This is a genomic window from Psychrobacter sp. 2Y5, assembly GCF_051847375.1.
Classification (GTDB): Bacteria; Pseudomonadota; Gammaproteobacteria; order Pseudomonadales; family Moraxellaceae; genus Psychrobacter.
On sequence record NZ_JBPYDA010000002.1, the window covers coordinates 83,193 to 108,995 of the forward strand.

Here is a 25,803-nt window from a genome sequence, read left to right on the forward strand (position 1 = left end):
TAAATTATCGCTACACCGCATAAGCTAGCACATCAAGCTTGGCGTGATGCTCGTCAAGATAGTCGTTGACCATAGGCTCGCAGCAGCCGCAACAAGTGGCGACATCAAGGGTCTCTTTTAAGCCATCGAGAGTGTCAATACCTGACGCTATGGCGGCTTGAATTTGCTTTTCTTTGACGTCGTTACAGATGCAAACGTACATATAACTACCCCTACTTTACTATCTTAGTGCTATTGGTGTGCCAATCACTAAAAACTGGCTTAACAATCATTATAATGATAACTATTAGCATTTACAATAGCTTTTGTAAGCCCGCCTGTCATTGCTTCTTTTGTTGACCCTATTTCTACCTTTTATTAAAACAAGCAGCCGTTATCTACAGCGATAGTAAATAGTAAAGTTGATAAAAGACGATAACTAAAGAAATTCGTTGGCTAACTTGTGATATTTACTTATTTGCATATAAATAGATCGTAAAAAATGATAAGATAAGCAGCATGAAGTGTATTAAATAACCGATAAACGGTTTTTTATTATAAATTGACATCTAAATATCCTAGAAGCTAGAATATTGTCGGTATCATCCATACTCGTTAATATAGCTTTTAGTATGTAAGTTATTTCAGTACTATTAATGAATGTCATAATTTATTTCTTGACTATCTTTTATGACTATTTACTGATTTAATACCCCATATTTATTGATGCTCTATCACTTCTTTTCAGACTGGTTTATGTACCTATCATTGACTTTTTTGTGAACAGCTTTGTGCGCAGATAAGCTACCATTCAAGAGACCTTTATATGTCTAATTCAAATAATGCCATACAGCCTATTGAGCTGTTTAAAGTCTTGTCCGACCCCACTCGCTTGAAGCTGTTTCAGATCTTATATAAAAAAGAAGCACGCTGCGTGGGCGAATTAGTAGACATGCTAGATCAGCCGCAGCCAACAATATCTCGGCATCTTAACCATCTCAAAAAGCTAGGTATTCTCAGCTGTGTGCGTGATGGTACCTGGATGTGGTATAAAGTTGCAAATGATACGCCTGATTGGTGTGCTACTATCCTTGAGACTACTTATCAGACGTTAAAGGAACAAAACACACCAGTAAAAGAGATGAATAACTCTCGAAGCGCTGATGCATAAACGAGCTGATAGCTCGCTACTCAGACAGAATATTAAAATATAATAACTATCTTTAATGGTTATATCGAAGTGTAAAAAAAGACCTATAGCTAGTAGCTATAGGTCTTTTTTTACGTAGAGTTAGGCTAAATCTAAGAAGTCACTGACGAAGCTGTTGGCGGGCTGGTTAATAAGCTGCTCCGAGGTGCCAACTTGCTCGACGCGGCCATGATTCATAACTACAATTTCATCGGATATTGCCCGCGCCTCTTCTTGATCATGGGTCACCATGATACTAGTAATCCCTAATTCGTGATGAATGTCTTTCAGCCAAGTCCGCAGCTCTTTACGCACTTTGGCATCAAGCGCCCCAAAGGGCTCATCTAATAATAACAGCTTGGGCTTGACCGCTAACGCTCGGGCTAAAGCAATACGTTGGCGCTGTCCGCCTGAGAGCTGATGCGGATAAGCATTGGCAAGTTGCGGCAATTTTACAAGTTCTAACAGCTCCGCCACCCGTTTCTTAATATCGGTTTTACCGGGTCTTTCAGATTTGGGTAATAACGTTAGCCCAAAGGCGATGTTATCGGCGATATTTTTATGACGAAACAGCGCGTAATGCTGAAACATAAACCCAATATGACGCTTTTGTACCGGAATATCCGTTACGTCCAAATCATCAAATAATATCTGCCCAGAGTCTGCGTATTCTAGGCCAGCGATAATGCGTAGTAGCGTGGTTTTACCACAGCCTGATGGGCCTAATAAGGTAGTCAATTTACCTGTAGGTACGGTAATATTGATATTATTCAAAGCGGTGAAATCACCAAAGGTTTTATTAACATCTCTAATTTCAATACTCATACGTGTATCTCTTATTCGCTTATAATATGAATGACTTACGCTATCTGTTATTCAGGCTTATCCCTTGTGGGCGTGTCATTGGCGCTAACAGGCAGCTCAGGAGCAGCAACCAGACGCGCCGACTTGGCAAATTTGCGCTCTTGCATCTTAGTCATCACTTGCTGCAGCAATAGCGTCACTAGCGCTAGCGCTGCCAATAGACTAGATAAAGCAAAGGCGGCGGTAAAGTTATACTCGTTATAAGCAATCTCAACGAGTAGCGGCATAGTGTTGGTCTCACCTCTTATATGCCCAGATACCACACTCACCGCACCAAACTCGCCCATGGCTCGAGCATTAGTCAATATCAGACCATAAAGCAGCGCCCATTTAATATTAGGCATAGTAATGTGCCAAAATGTCTGCCAACCACTAGCGCCAAGCGTTAAGGCCGCTTGCTCCTCAGAATCGCCTTGGGTCTGCATTAAAGGTATCAGCTCACGCGCTACAAATGGAAAAGTGACAAATAAGGTGGCAAGCACAATTCCCGGCACCGCAAAAATAATCTGAAAGCCAAGACTTTCAAGCCAGCCGCCAACTGGAGAATTAAGACCAAATAGCAAGATAAACATCAAACCTGCGACTACTGGCGACACCGAAAACGGCAAATCTAGTAACGTAGTGACTAGCTGCTTACCTTTGAACTGATAGCGCGTCACCAGCCAAGCAATAGCGATACCCATCACCATATTGATCGGTAAGACGATAGCGGCAGTCAGTAGCGTCAGCTTTATCGCTTGGAGTGCTTCTGGCTCCACTAAGGAGGCAAGGTACAACTCCCAACCATTTTTAAGCGCTTCATAAAAGACCGCAAGTAGTGGTATCACCAACATGATAATCATAAACAGCACTGCAATGCCAATGAAGGTGCGTCTGATCCATGGCGAATCTTTAGTGGCGGGGTTACTTTGGTAGTCGTAGCTGTTGGCTATTTGCATCTTAGCGTGCTCCTACGCGGCGCGATAATCGCCACTGCACTATATTTATACTTAATAAAATAACAAAAGAGATCATGAGCATAAATAAAGCGACTGCTGAGGCGCCCTGAATATCAAATTGCTCAAGTTTACTGATAATAATAATAGGCAAAATCTCAGACTGCATCGGGATATTACCGGCGATAAAAATAACAGAGCCGTACTCGCCGGTTGCCCGCGCAAACATCATACCCGCCCCCATAAATAACGCGGGTAACAGCTCAGGTAAAATGACTTTACGAAAAGTCGTGATACGATTAGCACCCAATACCGCTGAAGCTTCTTCAAATTCAACGGATAGCTCAGCGAGTACTGGCTGTACCGCCCGTACAATGAAAGGAAAACTGACCACCACTAAGGCCAGCCAAATACCGATAGGTGTAAAGGCAACTTGAATATCGAATTTGGCGAACCACTGGCCTATTAGACCGTTAGGAGCATAAAGGGTAGCAAGCGAGATACCGGTCACCGCCGTTGGCAAGGCAAACGGCAAATCGACTAAGGCATTGATTAAGGATTTGCCCCAAAACTCATAACGCACTAGCACCCAAGCGACCAGCGTACCGAAGACCATGTTCGTCAGCATCGCAAGAAATGACACCCATAAGCTTAATTTGATAGCAGCGGTAACTTGTGGCTGAGAGATGGTATCCCAAAACCCCGACCAGCCCATCTGCGTCGTCGTATAAGCCATCATCGCAAACGGCAATATCACCAGTAGCGATAGGCTAAAAACTGTGATACCCATGCTTAGCCCGAACCCCGGTAGCACATTGCGCTGACGCAAACGCGTAAGCCAACTTTTTCTTACAGGTTTAGGCGAGGTGCTGACAGGAGGTGTCGTTGCGCTCATAGTTATATCCTAATTATTACGTCGCTGTCTGTATTTTTATCAGCACTTACTTATCATCGTGAGTGCTTTGTCTTTTAGTGCTCTTTATTTTGTAGTGAGCATCTAGGCAGCTTACGGTATAAAGGACATAGCGCAAGCGGCCATGTCCTTATTTATTTATCATGAACATTTTGGATTTGTCTGTCAGTTAAGCCAGCAAATAAAGGTAATAATAACCGGTAGCGGTTATTGTAAAAGCTACTGCGGAGCGTTCACCGCTAGTTGATCAAACACGCCATTATCGCTAAAGAAGTTACCCATGATTTCATCCCACGTACCGAAAGTATCATTAGGACGGAAAGTTTCAACCGGTGGTAATTTATCACCGTTTTTCTCAAGGACGCTCTGTACACTTGGACGTAGGTACAAGTTGGCCGCTAACTGCTGAGCCGGCTCGCTCCATAAATAGTCAAGATAAGCTTTGGCTGCATCTGTCGTGCCTTTTTTCTCAGTGACCGCATTGACGATAGCGACAGGGCTCTCTGATTTAATCGAGTACTTCGGATAGACGATATCGACTTGCCCTTGTCCAAACTTAGTGGCAGCTAGGTTCGCTTCATTCTCAAAAGTAACAAGCACATCGCCGATACCGCGCTGAACGAAAGTGGTGGTTGCCGCGCGCCCGCCATTCTCATAAACCTTGACATTTTTCAGCATGTCTCTGACATAGTTTTGGGCATTGTCTTCGTTGTTATCAAAAGCGTGTAAACCATAACCGTAAGCGCCTAAAAAAGCGTAACGACCATTGCCTGTGACCTTTGGATTCGCCATCACAATCTCAACACCCTCTTTAGTCAGATCTTCCCAATCGTTGATATTTTTTGGGTTGTCTTTACGGACCAAAAAGACGATGGTGCTAGTAAAAGGTACTGCGTTATCCGGAAACTGTTGCTCCCAGTCGTTCGCTACTAGGCCTTCTTTTTGTAATAGCTCGATGTCTGAACCTTGGTTCATGGTCGCTACATCAGCTTGTAAACCATTAGCGACAGACAAGGCTTGTTTACTTGAGCCACCATGCGACTGCTTAATATTGATAGTAGCGTTAGGGTTTTCAGCTTGGTAATGCTCAACGAACATTGGGTTGTAGTCTTTATAAAAATCGCGCGCCACATCGTAAGAGACATTTAACAGCTCAATATTTTGCGCCTCCCCGCTTGCCGCAGGGTCAGCGTTGGCTGCCGTCTCCGCTGATTCATTATTACTACAGCCCGCTAGTCCAAGCGTGACCGCCACGCCTGCGATACTAAGGGCACTTAGGGTTTTGTTTTTGAAAAAGTGGGTTTTATTTAAAGAGTAGCTTTTGGGAGAAGTCGTCATAAATGCCTCGAATAGGTAGAGAATTAAAGCTTTATAAAAGGGGGTGATAGCTCATTTAATTATTCATTCAATTATGCTGAGTAATCATGCAAGTATGCTAACAGCGTCTGCATATTATCTTTAATGACGAATATGTGTATGTTTCTGCCAAAATGGAATATCAAAATAAACAGTGGCTAGAGTCTTACCTGATGCCTTTACCGAGTATGGGCTTGCGCAAGCTGATCAAAGCGCCCGTCCTCAACAAAAAACAGCGCCATAATCTTGTCCCATGATCCAAAGACTTCCGTCGGCTCAAAGGTATCAATGACAGGTAGCGTACTTTGATGCGCTTTAAGAACCGTTTGGTCACTAGGACGCAGAGACATCTTAGCGATCAGTTCTTGCGCAGGCGCGCTCCACAATTCTTTTAGATAAGTATTTGCCGACTTAGTACTGCCTTTTTTATCGGTTACAGCTGTAACCACAGCGACTGGGTTATTAATGGTGATAGAATAGCTGGGATAGACGATATCAACTTGTCCTTTAGCATGTTTTTGGGCGACTAGACGCGCTTCGTTCTCTGTGGTGATGAGGACGTCGCCAAGCCCGCGCTGAGTAAAGCTAGTGGTAGCGGCTCGCGCGCCATTATCGTAAGTGACAACATTAGCGAGCAGTCGCTTGATAAAGTTATCGGTTTGAGGTGCTGTATCAAGCGTTTCTTTAAAGTGCTGCAAGCCGTAACCATAAGCACCCAAAAAAGCATAACGTGCAGTGCCACTAGTTTTTGGATTTGGCATAACGACTTCTACATCAGTCCGTCCCAAATCCTGCCAATCCTGAATATTTTTAGGATTACCAGTACGCACGAGTAGCACCACTGTACTGGTATAAGGCACCGCTTTATTCGGTAGCGCTTGCTGCCAATCTGTGGCTACTAAGCCTTTTTTAACCAGTAGCTGCATGTCGCTTTCTTGATTTAGGGTTACAACATCGGCCTGCAAGCCATTGGCCACTGACAAAGCCTGCTTACTTGAACCACCATGCGACTGATTGATCTTCACCTTGCTATCTGGATACTGCGCTTGATGTGAGTCTTTAAATAACTCGTTATACTCTTTGTAGAAATCACGTGAGACATCATATGAGACGTTGAGTAAACTGATATCTTGCGCGGTGCTTGCTTTGTTAGCACTCGCATCAGCTTGGGTCTGATTACAGCCTATCAAGACTACGCTTGCCAGCATTACGCTAGCGGATATCAGGGTTTTTGATGAGTGCAGAGTTGACGATAGCTTTGGGGAATACTTAAACAACAAAGGCAGGTTTTGCATGGACGTTCTCTTTAAATAATGACTACCGTTTTGAAAAGGTTTATGACGATAGTTATTGGCTAGGTGGTAGACCGAAGAAGTCATCGTATGCCTACTTGGTCAACGAAAACGGTTTATAGATAATGAAAAGGATAATGAGAGCTATGCTAGCAGTTTGCTTGTAGAATGCTTAGTGACAAAAACGCTTATCAAATGAATATCTTGGCATAAGTAGCGTTATTAGCTATGCTGCCCTAATCTGAACTGTTATTTCCTCTATTTCTAAGCATTAAGGCTTATATATGACCTTGCACCCCTCTCAACAATCCTATCCATCGATCGCTATGTTAAGTGCCGTGATAATCAGCACTGCTTTACTGGCAGGATGCAATAACACATCATCCGCTACTAGCACTATGACGACAGCTAGCTCGGCAACTGTAGCCGCCGTATCTCCTGCCGTACAAGCGGTAGTCGGTGATTATGTGTCAGATAGCTATAGTCAGCGTCATCAAGGCTATGATTGGGTCGCCGTGATGGTACAAGCAGATGATAATAAAGAGGGAATTCATATAAAGGTGCGTTCTCGTCATGATATAAAAACGCCGACTTGCACCTTCGATGGACAAGCAAAGCTTATGGGTCAAGATCAAGCGCATGGGGTTATCTTTGAGACAATAGCTAATGACAGCAAGGTATTTCTACAGTTTCAAAACGGTAAGCTGACGATAGATAGCGATGATAAATACGCCTTAAACTATTATTGCTCTGGTGGCGCCTCAATCGTTGGTGAGTATCAAAAACTTCAGACCAATCTAGAGCTAAGCTAAGCTAATTGAATAAAAGTCTGAAAAAGAAAGGTGGCAAATATATTATTTGCCACCTTTTTGTTTTTATGATGAATTTTCGAGTATGGCTTAAATGTAATGTAGCCTACACCGCTGATGCGCCTGTTAGCTTCACCTCAGCACGTTCCTCTTTTGCGATACCAGCGTAGTATTCACGCAAAATGGCCAGTACTTCAGGGCGACTAAAGTTCTCAGGTACGTCTTCGTCCTCTGATAAAGCCTTACGCAGCTTAGTGCCAGATACTTTGACATGATCCTTAGCCTCATGCGGACAAGTCTTATCAGAAGCCATCGCTTGACAAGCGTTACACCAAAACGTCCAACCTATTTTCAATGGCTGGGTAATCAGATCGTCCTTGCCGACATAATCAAAGATCGTTTGGGCGTCAAACGCACCATAATAGTCGCCAACACCGGCATGATCACGGCCAACGATTAGATGGCTACAGCCGTAGTTTTGACGGAATACGGCATGTAATAAAGCTTCACGAGGGCCTGCATAACGCATATCTAGTGGGTAACCGGCTTGAATAACGGTATCCGCTCTGAAGTAGTTGTCAATCAGCGTTTTAATCGCCTCTTGACGTACTTCAGCTGGAATGTCACCCGGCTTAAGCGCCCCGAGCAGGGAGTGAATCAGTACGCCATCGCAGATCTCAATGGCAATCTTGGCTAAATACTCATGCGAGCGGTGCATCGGATTACGCGTCTGGAAAGCGGCAACGGTCTTCCAGCCTTTATTACTCAAAATCTCACGGGTTTCGCTTGGGGTTTTGTAAATCTCCGGATATAGCTCAGGGAACTCGCCTTCGCTTAATACCTCGACTTGACCGGCGACATTGACCTCACCTTGACGCAGGACTTGCTGTACGCCCGGATGCTCAGGGTCAGTGGTGGTAAAGACTTGCTGGCACTCATGATCTTTGTCAATGTTGTAGGTTTCTTCAACCGTGATGATACCCATCACTTCGCCATCTTCAGCTACCAAAGCGACTTTATCCCCTTGATTAAGATTATCAGTTAAAACTTTGGGCGCGGATAACGTAATCGGAATCGGCCAAAACAGCCCAGCGTTGTCACCTGATTTCAGGCGCATCTCATCGACTACCCCTTGCCAGTCGGCCTGATTCATAAAGCCATTAAGCGGAGTAAAGCCGCCGATACCTAGCATGATCAAGTCCCCGCGCTCGCGTGAGCTTAGAGTGATAGTTGGTAATGTGCTGGCAAGCTTAAGCGCTTTCGTGCGCGCATCGCCTTTTAATAATAAGGGTTTAAGCGCGTCGCTACCGTGTGGTGGCACCAGTTTTGATGTAGAAGAAGTTGCTTGAGCAGATAAAGCAGATAAAGATGTCATGTTGTTAACCTTAAAACAGCGGATAAATTGGCTTGTTAATACGTGGCTTATTAATTCAATGCGACTAGGCTACCGAATTTTTGTTATGAAAATTTATGCTGTGTTTGGATATGGATATGACTTATAGGAATTTATATTTATCAGCGCACAGTTATATGATGTCAGCCTATATTGCTTTAAGTTCATTTTTAAACGACTTAGTGCTAAAGCACACCTTGGAATTATTACACACGCAAATCACTATTGAGATGACGTCATGTACCAATATAACTACGCGGATCAAACGCTGGTAGAAGAACGCGTCGCCCAGTTTCGCGACCAGACTGAGCGTTTTTTGGCAGGTGAGCTGCCAGAGGATCAGTATCTACCGCTACGACTGCAAAACGGCCTCTATATTCAGCGTTACGCGCCGATGCTACGGATCGCTATCCCTTATGGCCTGCTTGCCAGCTATCAGTTGCGTAAGCTTGCCGAGATTACCCGTAAATATGATAAAGGCTACGGGCACTTCACCACGCGTACCAATATGCAGCTGAACTGGCCTAAGCTTGAAGACGTGCCTGATATCTTAGCGGAGCTGGCCTCAGTACAGATGCACGCCATCCAAACCTCGGGCAACTGTATCCGTAATACCACTACCGATCCGTATGCTGGTATTCATAAAGAAGAGATTGCAGATCCGCGTCCTTATTGCGAGATTATCCGTCAGTGGTCAACCTTTCATCCTGAATTTGCCTTTTTGCCGCGTAAATTTAAGATTGCCGTCATCGGTACTGAAAATGACCGCGCTGCTACCCGTGTACACGATATTGGTCTACATCTTAAGAAAAATGAGGAAGGCGAGCTTGGCTTTGAAGTGCTCGTTGGCGGCGGTTTGGGCCGTATTCCAGTCCTTGGTAAAGTTATTAACGAGTTCTTACCACGCGCGCATCTATTGAGCTACTTAGACGCGATTTTGCGGGTCTATAACTTACATGGTCGCCGAGATAAAGGTAGCAAATATAGATCACGGATTAAAATTTTAGTCGATACTTTGGGCGGACGCGAGTTTGCCAAATTGGTCGATGCTGAATGGGAGGCGAATACCAAAGATGGCCCGCTCACCTTAACAGATGACAATTTCACTACCGCGATCAGCTATTTTAGTGAGCCGGATTATAAAGAGTTTGATGCGCTACACGTGCAGTCAGAGCTGCAGCAGCAACTCGCGGACAATAAAGACTTTGCTAGTTGGTATAACCAAAACACCGTCGCGCACAAAATCGCCGGTTACCGCGCCGTAGTCATCTCTTTAAAAGCAGGTCTGGTCGACGGTAAATATGTGCCTTCCGGCGATGTCACTGACTCGCAGATGGACGCTTTGGCTGATCTTGCAGATGCGTATAGCTTTGGCGAGCTACGCGGTACCTACCAGCAAAACCTGGTCTTTGCTGATGTGGAAGCCAATAAACTATTCGAGCTGTGGCAGCAATTACTAGATTTGCACTTAGCCCGCCCTAATATTAATACGCTCACCGACATGATCGTCTGTCCGGGCTGGGATTACTGCTCACTGGCTAACGCCACTACGCACAACATCGCTGAGCAAATCGAGAAGCAGTTTAGCGACTTGGATTATCTGTATGATTTGGGCGATATTCGCCTAAATATGTCAGGCTGTATCAATGCCTGCGCTCATCATCATACTGGTGATATCGGTATCTTAGGGGTCGATAAAAAGGGCGAGAACTGGTATCAGATCAGCCTTGGCGGTAACTCCAGTAACGATGCCAAATTAGGCAAAATACTAGGCCGCTCCGTCCCCACTGAAGCGGTTGCGGACACTATTCAGCAAATCGTTGATGTCTATGTCGAGCTGCGCGCGACCACTGATAACGACGTCGAAAGCTTTGGCGAGCTAGTCGAGCGTGTCGGTATTGATCCCTTTAAGGAGAAGGTCTATGGCTAATCATCATATCTTGGATAGCCAAGGCGTCGATGTTAGCGCACAAGATAACTGGCTAGCGCTGAGCACTGATAGTCTACCCGATGGTATTGCACTCAGTGAGATTACCTTGCTTGAGCTGCTACAACGTCAAGAAAAGCCTGAAGTTATTGTGCCGCTTGCAGATTTGCTTGATGTTAAGGGCGCACTCGCTAGCGGACTGATGAATGAGATGTATAAGCTTATTGTTCAACACAGCAGTCATCTTGGTGTTTGGATTACCGCGGATACGGATGCTGATGTCCTAAGCCAGCTTGGCGAGCTGTTATTAAAGCAAACGCTGATTGTCATTCATGTGCCAAAATTTGCTGATGGTCGCGGCTTTAGCTTTGTACAAACTCTGCGCCAACTCGGTTATAAAGACGAGATTCGGATCGCTGGCGAGTTTGGTCGGGATCAAATTGCTTATCTATTACGCGTCGGCGTCGATAGCTTCGTGCTTAGCGAACATGACGTGCATCCGGATTCTGAGTTTCATATCAAACAGGCCTTTACCGCGCTTGCTAGTAGTTATGATGGCCGAAAGGCTGCGGATTTGCCTATGTTTGCAGGCGCTTAAATTTTAATTTATGACTTGTTTATGAACCTTTTATTAAATCAATATGAAATCAATGTTAAATCAATCCCATTTAAGGAACACATTATGAGCCAATTACATCCAAACTTAGATATCGACCAAGCTAATAAAGACTTGCAAGGTAAGTCGCCTGAGCAAATCGTTGAGTGGGCGCTGACTCAAGCCAAAAATCCTATTATCACTACTAACTTCCGTCCGTATGAGTCTGCTATTTTGCATTTAGTGGCTAAGCAGCGCCCTGACATCACGGTATTATGGGTAGACTCTGGTTATAACACCGATGCCACTTATCGCTTTGCTAATAAAGTGATTAACGATTTAGACCTTAATGTCATCACTTATATCCCTAAGCAAACCGCTGCTCATCGTGACGCGACAATGAATGGTATTCCGGGAATCGATAATCCTCAGCATGATAAATTTACCGAGCAAGTCAAGCTTGAGCCTTTCCGCCGTGCACTAGACGAGCTAAAGCCTGACGTTTGGTTCAATGCCATTCGTAAAGATCAAACTGAATTCCGTCAAGGTCTTGACGTACTCAGCTTATCGAAAGATGGCGTATTGAAAGTGGCGCCACTATTTGACAAGAACGACGCCGATTTAGATGTATACTTGGACGAGCATAACTTGCCCAACGAGCATGATTACTTTGATCCAACGAAGGTTGAAGAAAGCCGTGAGTGTGGTTTGCATACTCAGCTTTAATATTAAGCTGTAATATACAAAAACAGAAAAGCCCTCTCGTTATGAAAGGGCTTTTTTATTGTATTTACGACTGATACAAAGAAGAACTACTATTTACGACCAAGCACCCAGCCGCCATCCATGAACACGTTAGAACCATGCATATAATTAGAATCATCCGACGCCAAGAATACCGCCAATGCGGCAATCTCTTCTGGCTTGCCAGCACGCTCGGCAGGAATACGATCTAAACGCTCATCGTCAATGCCGTCGGTCATTGGCGTCTCGATAAAGCCTGGTGATAAAATGTTCACTTTTACGCCTTGACTACCAAAATCAAAGGCCAACTGCTTGGTAAATCCTAATACTGCGTGTTTGGAAGTCACATAAGCGGAACCGCCCGGACCTGCCATTTGTGTCGCTTGCGAACCGACATTGATAATGGCCCCTTTGCCCTGCTTAATAAAATGCGGAATCACCGCTTTTGAGGCCAGATAAGGCGCTTTGACATTAATTGCCATTAGTTTGTCGTAAAAATCTGCTTCTAATTCAACCGCATTGTCATAACCGTCATGAATACCTGCGCCGTTGTATAAGATGTCGATTTGACCGTAGGTTTTTAGTGCTTTATCCACTACTGCCTGAATTTCAGAGCCTTTAGAAACATCGGCTTTGACAAAAATTGCTTCTTGATTATTGTCTTTAATGTCTTTGACGATGCGATTGCCGTCTTTTTCATCGCGACCTGTCACGACTACTTTTGCGCCCTCGTCTGCGTAGGCTTTTGCCGTGGCTTCACCCAGTCCGGAGGTGCCGCCAAATATGATGGCTACTCTGTCTCGTAATTTCATAGTCTTTATCCTTATTTGTTTTTGTGTTTATAAATAATACATCAATCTTAAATAGATTAGCACAGTCTACAAGATAGTCAGGTTGGCCTCTGTTAGGTTGTTTTTTGCGGTTGCGTTAATATTCAGAGCTATCTATTCCTATTTCAAACGAAAAACCCCACCCTTATGAAAAATATAACTATACTAATGCCAATCCGTTAGGTGAGATACCGCGCGCGATAATTCATAATGGCAGCATATTTGAATTGAAGGCTCATAACATTATGAATACCTTTCCGCTGTTTTTTAAACTAGAAGGCCGTAAAGTATTGATCGTGGGTGGCGGCGATGTCGCACTGCGTAAAGCGGATTTATTAAGCCGCGCAGGAGCCAATATTACGGTCGTCGCGCCTGATATTTGCGATCCTTTACAAACGTTATTGCAAGACGATAAGCATGAGCTTATTTGTGAAAATTATAATAAAACCTATATGAGAGGCGCACGTATCATCATCGCCGGCACCGATGATGAAGCGCTCAATCATCAAATTCATGCCGATGCCACCGAGCTTAATATCCCAGTCAATGTGGTCGATACGCCGCATTTATGCGATTTTATTTTCCCTGCTATCGTCGATCGTAACCCTATCGTGATTGGTATCTCCTCTAACGGTAAAGCGCCGGTACTGGCGCGTTTATTGCGCGCGCGTTTAGAGACCTTAATACCACAAGGCTATGGCAAATTAGCCAAGCTTGCCGGCGACTTTCGTAGCGAGGTCAAAACTAAAATACCAACGCTTACCGGACGTCGGCAGTTTTGGGAGCGTGCCTTTGAAGGAAAAGTCAGCGAGCTTGTCTTCGCTGGTAATGAGACTGAAGCAAACGCGCAGCTGCAAAAAGATTTGGATAAAACCGCCGCGCAGATTGCCCAGAGCAAAACTACCAATGAAGGTTTACATAAGCAAAGCCCTGTTGCGCCCATCAGTCATCACACAAATGAGCAGGGTAAACAGCCAGTATCAGCAAGCGCACCTGTGCAAGTGGCTAAAGCAGCAGTTATAGGTGAAGATAATGACATCCAAGCGGAACCAGCAAACGTTGGCGAGGTTTATATCGTAGGAGCTGGTCCTGGTGACCCAGAGCTGTTGACTTTTAAAGCGCTCAGGCTAATGCAGCAAGCTGATATTGTCTTTTATGATGCGTTGGTGTCCCCGCAAGTATTAGATCTATGCCGCCGTGACGCCGACAAGGTCTATGTCGGTAAAAAACGTAGCAATCACGCGGTAGCGCAGTTAGGTATCAATGAGCTACTAATAACTGAGGCCAAAAAAGGTCGCCGTGTGGTACGACTAAAAGGCGGTGATCCGTTTATCTTTGGACGCGGCGGTGAAGAGATTGAAAGCCTGCGCGCGCACCGTATTCCTTATCAAGTGGTGCCGGGTATCACGGCTGCCAATGCCGCGGCCAGCTATGCTGGTATTCCCTTAACCCATCGCGATCATGCGCAGTCGGTGCGTTTTGTCACCGGATTTTTAAAAGCAGGCGCGCCCAATGAGAAGTTTGAAAACCTGCTTGATACCGATGAGACCGTGGTGTTTTATATGGGGCTGCATTCGCTAACGCGTCTCACCGAAGGTTTGATGCAGGCGGGACGCGACTCTAGTACGCCTATCGCTATCGTCTCTAACGCTAGCATGCCCAATCAGCAAGTGCTCACAGGTACGCTTGATACGATTGTGGCTCTACAAGATAGCGCTCAGTTGCCAACGCCTGCCCTACTCATTATGGGTGACGTAGTGGGGCTGCATCATGATTTGGCATGGTACAACACGCATAATAAAGATAGTAGCCATACTCAAAGTAATTGGCTACGCGGCGGTACCGCTTCGACTCCGAGACAACTTGTAGATGAGAATAATACGCCGCAGCAAGCACATGCGCTGTCTATGATTGCTACTTTGTCTGAGTCAAAAGAAGATAGTTTGAAGCAGTTAGTCATTGGTTAGCGGTTTTATACTTATTATCATCACTAAACGCAGCCACTTTAATTATTTGTTAAAGTGGCTTTTTCATGAGCAATTCTTGCTAAAATAAAACCTTTCTATTCATTGCCATTAAGCCTATCTATGTCCGCAGCTGATATCTTTAAAAACCCGGTTAAACCACTCACTATTCTCCACACCTCAGATTGGCATTTGGGGCGCAGGCTGTATGGGCGCATGCGTTATGATGAGTTCGAGGCTTTTTTAGAATGGCTAGAGACGACCATCAGCGCGCAAAAGGTAGATGTGCTTATCGTTGCTGGTGACATCTTTGACACTATGACGCCAAGCAATCGGGCACAAGCGCTGTATTATGAGTTTTTAGGCAAAGTCTCAACGCTTTGCTGTGAGCATATCGTCATCGTTGCTGGCAATCACGACTCCCCTACTTTTTTGGATGCGCCAAGCCAAGTGCTTAAATTTTTAAACGTCCATGTCATCGGTACTGCCTGTGAAGATTTGAGCGATGAAGTTTTGGTCTTAGACGATAACAAAGGCAACACGCACTGCATTATCGCTGCGGTACCTTACTTGCGTGACCGCGATGTGCGCAGTAGCAGCGCCGGCGAGTCCGCAGATAGCAAAGATGCTAATGTCATCAAGGGAATTCGCGCGCACTACGATGAAGTTGCAAACTTAGCCAAAGATCAGCAAAAATCATTAAGCCAAACCCATCAGCGCCACATTCCAATTATCGCCACAGGTCATCTGTTTGCCGCTGGTAGCAAAACGACAGAAGATGATGGCGTACGCGACTTGTATGTCGGTAATCTCGGTCAGATATCCGCTGAGATGTTCGATGAGTGCTTTGATTATGTCGCGCTTGGGCATTTGCACGTGCCGCAGCGCGTCGGTGGTCAAGGGCATATTCGTTATTCAGGCTCGCCCATTGCCATGGGTTTTGGGGAAGCAAAGCAGCAAAAGCAAGTGCTACTTGTGCAGTTTGGGGATGTGTTAAATGAGTCCTTAATAGACAACGCCGCTGAGTTATTACCTGAGGTTATAGCCAAGCCTATTGAAAGCGTTACAAAAAAAGTCGTAAGCAATACAAACGACTTAATCGATGATTTATTTGGCTTTGATGACATGGAGATTGAGCCTGACAAGCAAGACGACAGCAACCAACAACCGTTAAGCCATGAACAAGTTTTGAATGTTCCTACTGCTAGCGATGCCAAAACCCTTTACTCAAACGATGTAAACAGGATGCAAGTAGTCTGCCTAGCTATCCCTTGCTTCCAAAAATTAGCGCAAATCTCAGGTGATTTGACTACCATTGCTCATACCATCAAAGCTTTAGATCTAACAGAGTCGGTATGGCTTGAGATTATTTATGACGGCGATAACATTGTCACTGAGCTGCGTGAAGAAGTGGCTGCCATGGTAGAGGGTCTATCCTGTGAAGTATTAAAAATTAAAAACACACGCACTTATAATAAAGTACTGGGTCAAGATAAAAATGCAGAGACTCTGCAAGACTTAAATGAGAAGGATGTGTTTAAGCGCTGCTTGAGCATTAATGAGATACCAGACTCACAAAAAAAATCCTTGTTAGACGCTTATCAGCAAATACTACACAACATCTATCATAATGATAGCCAGGCCGAATAGATAAATCCTCTTTTACCTTGTAAACCCTAGTTTATATCTCACTTTTAACACGATAAAGATCTTAACATGCGCCTAATCGAACTGCGACTCAAAAACCTTAACTCTCTCAAAGGCGAATGGTATATCGATTTCGCTGATCCTGCTTTTATTAACGAAGGTATCTTTGCCATTACCGGACAGACCGGCGCGGGCAAGACCACGATTTTGGACGCGATTTGCTTGGCATTATATGGTGAAACCCCGCGTATCAATAGCATTAGCAAAAGCAGTAATGAGGTGATGACGCGACAAACGGCGGAGTGTTTTGCCGAGGTGGTCATTGATCTCAATGGTGTCCAATACCGCTGCCGCTGGGGTCAGCGCCGCGCTTATGGTAAGCCTGATGGTAATTTGCAGGATGCTACTCATGAAGTCGCCTTGATCAATGCTCAAACTGACGATAGTGAAAACAGTGGCGATGATATTTTAGAGAGCAAGCTGTCACGTACTAAAGAGAAAATTATTGAACTAACGCGCATGGATTTTGATCAGTTCACGCGCTCCATTTTGCTCGCGCAGGGTAGCTTTTCCGCCTTCTTAAAAGCCAAAGCAGATGAGCGCGCCGACATTTTAGAAAAAATTACGGGCACGGATATTTATGCGACGATCTCAACTCATGTCTTTGAGAAGAAGCGTAGCGAGGAAGAGGTGCTTAGTAAATTACAATATGGTTTGGACGGCTTGATCCTATTGACTGTTGATGAAGAAGCGGTCATTAACGAAGAGCTAAAAACGTATCAGCTAGCCCAAACCGAGCAGCAGCAAAAGTATCAGCAATTCACTGAACAGATTCAGTGGTTAGATGCGATTGATGAGTTGCAAAACAAACGTGCCACTTATCAAAACGATTTATCAAAAGCTGAACAATCAAAACAAGACTTTATCCCTGATGCTAAGCGCTTAGATGCTGCGACAAAAGCGCTCGAGCTAGAGAGTCAATTTGGCCAGCTGAGTCGCAGTCGCGACACTACGAAGCGCTTGTTCGATGAGCAGCAAGCAGTAGCAGTGAAATTACCCACGCAGCAGTCTGACTTGCAGCAAGCACAGGATCAACTTAACCATGCGGATCAAACCTATAAGCAGGCTCAACTGGCGTTAAAAGAGGCTTTACCTAAGATTACCGAAACCCGCGAATTAGATGCGAGAATCAAGCAGCAAAGTCAGCGTCTACAGGATAACAGCCAACGTCAAGACACGCTATCAGCGAGTGTGCAGAGATTAACGCAAGAAATAAAATCCCATCAAACCATAGCGGCGCGCAGTGAGTCGCAGCTGGCTAGTACCGCACAATACCTTGCACAGTATAGCGAGCTTAAGGATATTGATACCGACATAGCAACTTTTGAGAATAACGGTCGCCGGCTCAAGACGCTACTGCAAGATAATACTACTCTAGCGCAGCAAAAAAAGGTTCTAGTAGCGCAAACCGAGCAATATCGGCTAGACAAAGCCAAGCTTATATCACAGCAACAAGAGCAAGAAACCTCAATTGCAGCGGCGCAAAAGCAGTTTAGTGAGTTACAACAGCAACAGCAGCAATTGCTAGCGACCAAATCATTGGCGGAACATCGAGCGGAACAACAGCAGATTGAACACCTAATCAGTCAAATTGATCCACTTATATATAGTAACCAGCAGTTAAGTACACTCACGACTCAAATAAAAAACCTTCAATCATCGAAGCCTAGTATCAACGAGGCATTGGCAACACTTAAAGAATCAATCACTAATACCGAAAAAAGTCTTCAACAGGCCAAGGACAAGCGTCAAGAAAAGCAGATGCAATTGACGCTACTACAAAAAGTTGCAAGTCTTGAGCACTATATTAATGAGCTAGAAAATGGTCAGCCCTGCCCGCTTTGCGGCGCTTTAGAACATCCCAATGCTAATAAAAAATCGGTCAACGAAACCACTGAGCCCTCGAAAATCTTGAGTACGCAGCAGCAGCTCGCTGATAGCGACACCATGATTGAAAGTCTAGATAACGAGCTGTCGAAACTCAAAATTTCTTTTGCAACTCATACCAATCAGTTAGAACACCAGCAGCAGCAACTCGTGCCACTAATCACTCAAGCGAGTATGCTTAGCGATGATATTGCGCAGATGAGCGATACTCTAACTAGACAAGATGAGCGCTATAACGAAGCGGTTGCGGCTCGTGTTAATCCTATCAAGGACATCGGCGCATTGACCCAAAAGCTTAAGCGGAGTCTAAATACTAATGCGATTGACACCAGTGCTATCGACGTTATCCACTCTATTACTGCAAGTTCAGCTCAAACCAAACAGCAACTTCTCGAGCATAAAGACCGTGTAAAGGCAGCTTTGACCGATTATGAGACATTGGCTGAGTCCATAGCAAAGCTTGAAAAAGAATTAGCCCTGTTTGAGAAAAATCAGTATCAGCTGGCAAGCGAAATCAGTCTGCTCGATAACGATGACAAGCTCAATCAGCAAAGACTCGGTGGACTACAAGATAACACTAAGGCTCATTTTCTCGAGCTGCAAACGCTTATCGCTGATGTGCTCAGCATTATCAATAAATATACTGCTAGTTACTCGCAATCCGAGCGGATCTTCCCAGGCATACAGCTTTTAAAGTCCAGTATCGATGAGCAAAGCGTATTAGATAATACAGAAATCGAGCAGCAGTTAGCGGCTTTGCGTCAGTATCGTAGCCATATGTTGGATTTAAAACAGAGCTACAATCAAGAAAAGCAACAACAGCAAACGCTAACGACTGAGCTTAGTCGTTTGACCACTCAAATTGAGACCAAACAAGCACAGCTGGATAAAGAGAGCACTGAGCTTGACACCTTAAGTCAGTCTATTGCAGAACAGACAAAAGCTGTTGTTGAATTTCAGAAAGACAGAAAAGCCCTGTTTGCTGAAAAAGAGGTTGATAAGGAAGAAGATCGGTTACGTTTAGATGTTGAACAAGCCAAAACTGCGCAGTCTCGGGTACAAAGACAGGCCGATAGTGTTGAGCAACTATTGCAAATAGCAGAGCAGCAGCTGACACGACTTGCAAGTGAATTATTAGCCGCACAAACCACGCTAGAGAGTCAAGATGATATCTTTCAACAGGCGCTAGCGAGCTCTGACTTTGCTACTGAAGCTGATTTTATGAGCGCGCGCCTATCGCAAAATGAACGCAATCATTTAAGCGAGCAGCGGCAGCAAATCGACTATCACTTGAAGCAAGCAAAATCTTTACTACAGCAGACTGAACAAGCACTAGCGGATCAAAAAGCCCACCCTTTAACTTTAGAGAACAAAGAGTGTTTGTTAGATGAGCAGCAGCAAGCACAAAGCAAGTCTAATCGTTTAATAGAGTCCATCGGCGCGATGATGCAAAAGCTTAAAGACAATGAAGCCAAAAAAGGCAACCAACAATCCCAGCTTAAGGCCATAGCTGAGCAAAAACAAAATCTGCAAGTTTGGCGTCAGTTAAATGAGCTGATAGGATCCAGTAGTGGTAAAAAGTTCCGGGCGTTTGCGCAGGGTCTGACCTTTGATATTATGGTCAATCACGCTAATACGCAGCTGCATAAGATGAGTGATCGTTACTTGCTGGCGCGTGATAATAGTAATCCGTTAGAGCTCAACGTCATAGACAACTATCAAGGCGGCGAGATTCGCAGTACCAAAAACCTCTCAGGCGGCGAAGGCTTTATTATTAGTTTAGCTTTAGCATTAGGATTATCGCAAATGGCTAGTCAAAACATCCGCGTCGATTCATTGTTTTTGGATGAAGGTTTTGGTACGCTAGATGAAGAATCGCTTGATATTGCGCTAGATACGCTGACCAGCCTGCAACAAGAAGGTAAATTGATCGGCGTCATCTCCCATGTGCAAGCGTTAAAAGAACGGATTTTGACGCAAATCCAAGTCAAAAAACTGTCCGGCGGCTTCAGTCAAATTAGTGGTCAAGGCTGTTATTACGTTGCAAATTCCTAATAAATAAGAGAATAAAATGGCTATTGTTATTAGTAAAATTGCTCAAGTGTCTAAGCCGATATCTAAGCCACTATCTATGCCTAGCTACGTGCTGCCTATTATAGTTTTTCTGCTAGCCATGATAGCGACGATGCTGATTTTCACCTCTTTATAAGTCTCTGTTTATGGATAGGAGACAATGGCAAGCGTAGCATCTTGTGGCTTGTTCATGTTCAACCCTTTATCATTAAATAACCAAACATTACCCATAAAAAAGCCACCGTTTAATGAGCGGTGGCTTTTTTGCTATACAATTTATTGACTAACTCATTATTTACTGACTAAGCTGCTAAGCTCGCTCATCATTACTGACAGCGTGGATAGACTAATTACGCTGTCATCATGGTTATCTAGCTTTTGCATCTCAGTCGTGACAGAGTTAAGCGCATTCGCATGACGCGACTTCCACTCGTTAAAGGCTCCTTTCGCATCAGGCTCTGATAGTATGGCATTCATAAGCAAACGCAAACTACGCGTCAGCTCATTGACCAGCGCGTGACGTGCGCGGCGATCCCAGTAGTCTTGCTGCGGCAGAGTGGCGATATGATCCATCATCCAATCGAACTGTAGCACTTGATAAGCCTCAAAGTACAAGGAAGCGATATCATCTACTGAGCGCTCATATTTTTCAGCGAGTAAGGCCGTATCTAAGGCATCAACGTGATAAGGCAAAATAGCAAACAGCGCCGCGTCGTTGTCCTCGAGGCCATCAGCGGTGAGCCTTGCAGTATCATCTTGTAGATGCTGAGCAAACTGCTGCTCAATAAAGCCATTGGACTTAGTGAGCTGTGCAACACTATCGCCAAAACGCTCGATCATATCCGCCACTTGTAGATTTTGTCCAAAGGCATTAATAAACCAAACGACGCCACTCTCTAACGCGTCACGTAAGCGTAGCTCAAGCTCTAATAATAGCTTGGCGTCGACTTTATTATCGAGCGACTCAAGCAATTGCCATGCCGCTTTTGCCTCAAACACTTCACGGCTGATGGCATAAGCACGAATGATAGTCGCTAGCGTCTGCCCTGTTTCTTCAAACAGGCGGAACAGCGCCTCGATACCCAGACGATTGACCACGCTATTGGTCAAATAGGTACTAATGATCTCGCGGTTTAGACGATGTTCTGTCATCTCATCAAAGAAACGGCCGACCAGCTCATCAGGGAAGTATTTACGCAGCTCATTCACAAAGTATGGCGCATCGGGCAGGTCTGATAATAGCAGATGATCATAGACCCACATTTTGCCATAAGCCATAACTACCGCTAGCTCAGGGTTAGTTAGACCGGTATTGGCTTTTTGGCGTTTGGCAATCTCTTCATCCGAGGGTAGATATTCAATCGCTCTATCCAGACGGCCTTCAGATTCTAGCAGCTGAATGAAGCGCTGGTGATCGCTTAGATTATCAGCGGCTCGTATTTGACTGAGCTCAAGCGCTTGGGGCTGTAGATAGTTCTGACGCAATACCAACTGCGCTACGGTGTCCGTCATACTCTCAAGTAGCTCGTTGCGCTGCTTCAAGGTCATATCACCTTGTTCAACGACTTTACCGAGCAAGATCTTAATATTGACTTCATGATCCGAGCAGTTGACGCCGCCTGAGTTATCGATAGCGTCAGTATATATGCGGCCGCCGGTTTGCGCATATTCAATACGCCCTTGCTGAGTGAAACCTAGGTTACCGCCTTCACCGACAACTGCGGTCCGCAGCTCACCGCCATCGACACGTACGGCATCATTAGCGCGGTCACCAACATCAGCGTGGCTCTCATTAGCGCTTTTGACATAAGTACCGATCCCACCGTTCCAGATGAGATCGACCGGTGCTCGTAATAAAGCACTTATAAAATCATTGGGCGCTAAGTTATCTTCTTCAATTGCAAATAGCGCTTTCATCTCAGGGGTAATGGCAATGGTTTTATCGGTACGGGCGAACACGCCGCCGCCTGTACTTATAAGCGACTTATCGTAGTCATCCCAAGTGGAGCGCGGCGTATTAAATAAGCGCTCACGCTCGCTATAAGAGCTTACGGTATCAGGGTTTGGATCGATAAAGATATGCAGGTGGTTGAAGGCTGCAACAAGCTTGGTATGTTTAGATTGCAGCATACCGTTACCGAAGACGTCACCACTCATATCACCGATGCCGACTACCGAGAAGTCGTCGCGATTTTGGATGTCTTGACCTAGCATACGGAAGTGACGTTTGACCGACTCCCAGCCGCCGCGTGCGGTGATACCCATGGCTTTATGATCGTAACCGACTGAGCCGCCTGAGGCAAAAGCATCGTCGAGCCAAAAGTTATATTCGCTAGACAGCGCATTAGCGATATCAGAGAAACTTGCCGTACCTTTATCAGCTGCTACTACTAAATACGGATCATCGTCATCATGACGCACAGTATTAGCTGGCGGGACAATCTGTCCATCGACGATATTATCAGTGACATCAAGCATCCCGCGCAGGAAAGTTTGGTAGCAAGCGATGCCTTCGGCTTGAAAGGCTTCGCGGCCATCTGCTATAGTTTTAGTCTTAACGATAAAGCCACCTTTTGAGCCGACTGGCACAATAACCGCATTTTTGACCATTTGTGCTTTGACGAGGCCGAGCACTTCAGTACGAAAATCCTCCATACGATCCGACCAGCGCAGACCACCACGGGCGACCTTGCCACCGCGTAGATGCACCGCTTCCACTCTTGGTGAGTAGACAAAAATCTCAAACATTGGCTTAGGTTTAGGCAGATTAGGAATATCGGCCGCTAAGAACTTAAACGATACTCTGTCTTTACGCCTGCCCTCTTCATCGATCTGATAAAAATTAGTACGAACCATAGCGTTAATCAAATCTAAGTACCAACGCAGGATGCGATCTTCATCCAAACTATCAACTGCTGCTAGGTCTTCAATGATATTTTGTTGAATTTGCGCGGTTTTTTCTTCGCGAGTTCCCTCATTGTGTTTGGGGTTCATACGCGCGTCGAATAGCCTGACTAAGGCGACGCTGATAGCGCTATATTTGACGATGGTCTGCTGAATATAGCTACTAGAGAATGGTGCTTTAGCTTGACGCATATAGCTTGACAACGCTCGTAGGACAACCACGTCATAGGTATCTAATTCGGTAATCAGCACAAGCTCATTAAAGGGATCGCTCTCCACTCTGCCCGCCCATATTTGTTGTAGGCTGTTCTCAAACTGCTCGCGAACCACGCGCATATCAACAGTATCGACATGCTCGAGCGTTAGCTCATATTCTTGCATCCATATCGGCTGCTCTGACAGATCAAACTCATAAGTTTGTGCTGAGACCACCGATACGCCAAAATTCTCTAGTACGGGTAACACTTTTGATAAAATAACGGGCTGCTGATGACCATAAAGTTTTAGATGCAGCTGATTGCTAGCATCACCCGTTGACTGATATAAGTGCCAAATCATTGGCTCATCGTCTGTCGAGCTGATAAGACGCTGCAAGCGTTTGGTGTCCTCAACCGCGGTACGCGCATCAAAACGCTCTTGATAAGCAGCTGGTATAAACGCTAGAAATCGGCGCATGAGCGCATTGGCTTGTTGCTCACCGACGTTATCGAGTAGCATTTTTTGATAATGATCGCTCCATGACTGCATCAATCCGGTGAGCTCTGCTTCTAAATCGCTAGTATTGACCTCATTGACTTGTCCTGGGATTGTGCGAACATGCACATGAACGCGGGCATGATCGGATTCATTAAACTCAGTGGTAAACCCAGATGAGGTGCCACCATAAGCTTCTTTTAGCACATTTTGTACTTTAATCCGTAGCTCAGTATTGAACTTGTCTCTTGGAATATAGACCAAGCAGGAGACAAAGCGCTGGTAATGATCGACACGACTAAATAGACGTAGGCTCTTTTTATCTTGTAGTTGCGAGATGCCTGTGACCATCGGATACAGTTCTTCAACGCTGGCTTGAAACAAATCATCACGTGGTAAGGTATTGATGACATGAGTCATCTTATGATAAGCGTGACCGTCTTTGGGTATAGATGTCATCGCCATGATTTTATTGGCTTTTTCGCGCAGTAGTGGGATGTTGCTGACCGTTAACTGATAAGCCTGTGAGGTCAATAGACCAATGAAGCGGTACTCACCAATGAGTTTGCCATGACTGTCGAATTTATGAATACCCAAAAAGTCCATATAGACAGGACGATGAATGGGTGAGACGCGACTCGACTTTGATAGCATAAGCACCCGTGGTCCTGTGAGCAGCTTCTTGAGCTCTTTTGGCAACTGGCTAAAACTCTCCGACAAGCTATCTTCACTGCTCCCGCGTAATAAGCCAAGACCACTATTACCAATAGAATATAGATTCAAATCATCATTATTTTGCGTACTTGACGAAGCGGCCGCCGGATTATTGACTTCTTTCATATCACCTTGCTCTAAGCGATACTCTCGGTAGCCTAAAAATATAAAGTTATCCTCTAATATCCAATCCAAAAAGGCCTGAATCTCTTGCTGAGAATAAAACACTTCAGGCAAAGTCTGCTTTGATAACTCATTTTTTATCTGTGTTAAGCGCTCGTGCATTTGCTGCCAGTCGCCGACTACTGTATCTAGCGTGTCCACTTTTTCTAGCAACATTTGTTGTAGATCCGCCAATTCGCTATCTTCTTGATAAGCAATTTCGCATTGAATAAGTGACAAATGCGCGGTTGCGCTCTCAGCGGCGCTATCGATCTGAGTGATATGACCGTCATCATCTCGCTCTACGCTAATAATCGTGTTATAGGTGCGGTGTACGTTTATGCCTTGAGCCTCAAGACTCATCAAGATAGTATCTACCAGAAAGGGGCGATCATAGGCAACCATCTGAATGATGGTATGGGAGCTATGAAAATGCTGTTCCTCTGCGATAGGGTTTAGTATTTTTAATTGAGGTTTGTTGCCTGCGTAAGCTTTTAACAAGGTAAAGTGGTGCAGTGCCATGCCGGCTAGATCTATATTGTCAATCTGATCAGCGATCTCGTGATGTAAGGTGCGATAGTAGCTTTGAATAAACTGTTCTAAAAGTGACTTATCCTTTTGCACGTAGCTCGTGGCAATGTCACTGATTTGGTTAATATCCTCTTTACTGATACTTAGAGAGTTTGGCATAGCGTTTGTCCTTATTATAAGTTTTTGTTTATCATGATAGTTTTCGGCTTTATGTATTTTGAGTCGATATTATTCAATACGGCTAATGACTCAATATGAGTAATGACCTTACAGCTTTAAATATAGCTCTCATTTAGTGAAGTGTAACGCACCTATGCCCTTAGCTGTAGTATTCAATATAAT

Annotated in this window: 16 protein-coding genes and 1 pseudogene; 8 read left to right on the top strand and 9 right to left on the bottom strand. The window is 44.8% G+C overall.

Features of this window, described 5'->3' with window-relative positions; genetic code table 11:
- Positions 1-10 precede the first annotated feature (10 nt).
- The gene (locus ACS8E3_RS02325) at positions 11-202 is read right to left on the bottom strand and encodes a (2Fe-2S)-binding protein (RefSeq protein WP_439240826.1); all 192 of its coding nucleotides are present in this window, start codon (positions 200-202) and stop codon (positions 11-13) included.
- 603 nt (positions 203-805) lie between these two features.
- Between ACS8E3_RS02325 and ACS8E3_RS02330 the strand changes: the two genes are divergently transcribed.
- A complete protein-coding gene (locus ACS8E3_RS02330; protein WP_439240828.1) occupies positions 806-1,150 on the top strand; it encodes an ArsR/SmtB family transcription factor in 345 nt (114 codons plus the stop codon).
- A gap of 123 nt (positions 1,151-1,273) precedes the next feature.
- Here ACS8E3_RS02330 and ACS8E3_RS02335 read toward each other — a convergent pair.
- The 5 genes and pseudogenes from ACS8E3_RS02335 to ACS8E3_RS02355 all read right to left on the bottom strand — a co-directional run.
- Positions 1,274-1,993: pseudogene (locus ACS8E3_RS02335) on the bottom strand (sulfate/molybdate ABC transporter ATP-binding protein); the annotation flags it as partial.
- Between the two features lie 47 nt (positions 1,994-2,040).
- Complete coding sequence (gene cysW / locus ACS8E3_RS02340; protein ID WP_439240830.1) at positions 2,041-2,970, bottom strand: sulfate ABC transporter permease subunit CysW; 930 nt, start codon at positions 2,968-2,970, stop codon at positions 2,041-2,043.
- Between the two features lies 1 nt (position 2,971).
- Positions 2,972-3,862 carry a sulfate ABC transporter permease subunit CysT gene (cysT, locus tag ACS8E3_RS02345; RefSeq protein WP_439240832.1) on the bottom strand — a complete coding sequence of 297 codons (891 nt, stop codon included), beginning with the start codon at positions 3,860-3,862 and terminating at the stop codon, positions 2,972-2,974.
- Between the two features lie 237 nt (positions 3,863-4,099).
- Positions 4,100-5,218, bottom strand: coding sequence for a sulfate ABC transporter substrate-binding protein (locus ACS8E3_RS02350; protein WP_439240834.1), 1,119 nt, complete (start codon positions 5,216-5,218; stop codon positions 4,100-4,102).
- A 197-nt stretch (positions 5,219-5,415) separates the two neighbouring features.
- Positions 5,416-6,531, bottom strand: coding sequence for a sulfate ABC transporter substrate-binding protein (locus ACS8E3_RS02355; protein ID WP_439241329.1), 1,116 nt, complete (start codon positions 6,529-6,531; stop codon positions 5,416-5,418).
- A 281-nt stretch (positions 6,532-6,812) separates the two neighbouring features.
- Here ACS8E3_RS02355 and ACS8E3_RS02360 point away from each other — a divergent pair, with 281 nt between their 5' ends.
- Positions 6,813-7,340 (top strand): hypothetical protein, encoded by a 528-nt coding sequence (locus ACS8E3_RS02360; protein ID WP_439240836.1) that lies wholly within the window; start codon positions 6,813-6,815, stop codon positions 7,338-7,340.
- Between the two features lie 103 nt (positions 7,341-7,443).
- On the opposite strand, the gene sat is transcribed toward ACS8E3_RS02360, so the two are convergent.
- Positions 7,444-8,712 (bottom strand): sulfate adenylyltransferase, encoded by a 1,269-nt coding sequence (sat, locus tag ACS8E3_RS02365; protein ID WP_439240838.1) that lies wholly within the window; start codon positions 8,710-8,712, stop codon positions 7,444-7,446.
- Between the two features lie 256 nt (positions 8,713-8,968).
- Here sat and ACS8E3_RS02370 point away from each other — a divergent pair, with 256 nt between their 5' ends.
- From ACS8E3_RS02370 to ACS8E3_RS02380, 3 genes are all read left to right on the top strand, one after another.
- A complete protein-coding gene (locus tag ACS8E3_RS02370) occupies positions 8,969-10,660 on the top strand; it encodes a nitrite/sulfite reductase (RefSeq protein ID WP_439240840.1) in 1,692 nt (563 codons plus the stop codon).
- Positions 10,653-11,255, top strand: coding sequence for a DUF934 domain-containing protein (locus ACS8E3_RS02375; RefSeq protein ID WP_439240843.1), 603 nt, complete (start codon positions 10,653-10,655; stop codon positions 11,253-11,255). Before ACS8E3_RS02370 ends, ACS8E3_RS02375 begins: the two co-directional genes overlap by 8 nt.
- An 84-nt stretch (positions 11,256-11,339) precedes the next feature.
- Positions 11,340-11,978, top strand: coding sequence for a phosphoadenosine phosphosulfate reductase domain-containing protein (locus ACS8E3_RS02380; protein ID WP_439240845.1), 639 nt, complete (start codon positions 11,340-11,342; stop codon positions 11,976-11,978).
- A gap of 89 nt (positions 11,979-12,067) precedes the next feature.
- On the opposite strand, the gene ACS8E3_RS02385 is transcribed toward ACS8E3_RS02380, so the two are convergent.
- A complete protein-coding gene (locus ACS8E3_RS02385) occupies positions 12,068-12,808 on the bottom strand; it encodes an SDR family NAD(P)-dependent oxidoreductase (RefSeq protein ID WP_439240847.1) in 741 nt (246 codons plus the stop codon).
- Positions 12,809-13,071: 263 nt separating this feature from the next.
- On the opposite strand from ACS8E3_RS02385, the gene cobA reads away from it, so the two are divergent.
- From cobA to ACS8E3_RS02400, 3 genes are all read left to right on the top strand, one after another.
- A complete protein-coding gene (gene cobA / locus ACS8E3_RS02390) occupies positions 13,072-14,793 on the top strand; it encodes a uroporphyrinogen-III C-methyltransferase (protein ID WP_439240849.1) in 1,722 nt (573 codons plus the stop codon).
- A 120-nt stretch (positions 14,794-14,913) separates the two neighbouring features.
- Positions 14,914-16,440 carry an exonuclease SbcCD subunit D C-terminal domain-containing protein gene (locus ACS8E3_RS02395; RefSeq protein WP_439240851.1) on the top strand — a complete coding sequence of 509 codons (1,527 nt, stop codon included), beginning with the start codon at positions 14,914-14,916 and terminating at the stop codon, positions 16,438-16,440.
- A 66-nt stretch (positions 16,441-16,506) separates the two neighbouring features.
- Positions 16,507-20,439, top strand: coding sequence for an AAA family ATPase (locus ACS8E3_RS02400; protein WP_439240853.1), 3,933 nt, complete (start codon positions 16,507-16,509; stop codon positions 20,437-20,439).
- 309 nt (positions 20,440-20,748) lie between these two features.
- On the opposite strand, the gene ACS8E3_RS02405 is transcribed toward ACS8E3_RS02400, so the two are convergent.
- Positions 20,749-25,620, bottom strand: a complete 4,872-nt coding sequence (locus ACS8E3_RS02405; RefSeq protein WP_439240855.1) for an NAD-glutamate dehydrogenase — start codon at positions 25,618-25,620, stop codon at positions 20,749-20,751.
- Between the last annotated feature and the right edge of the window lie 183 nt (positions 25,621-25,803).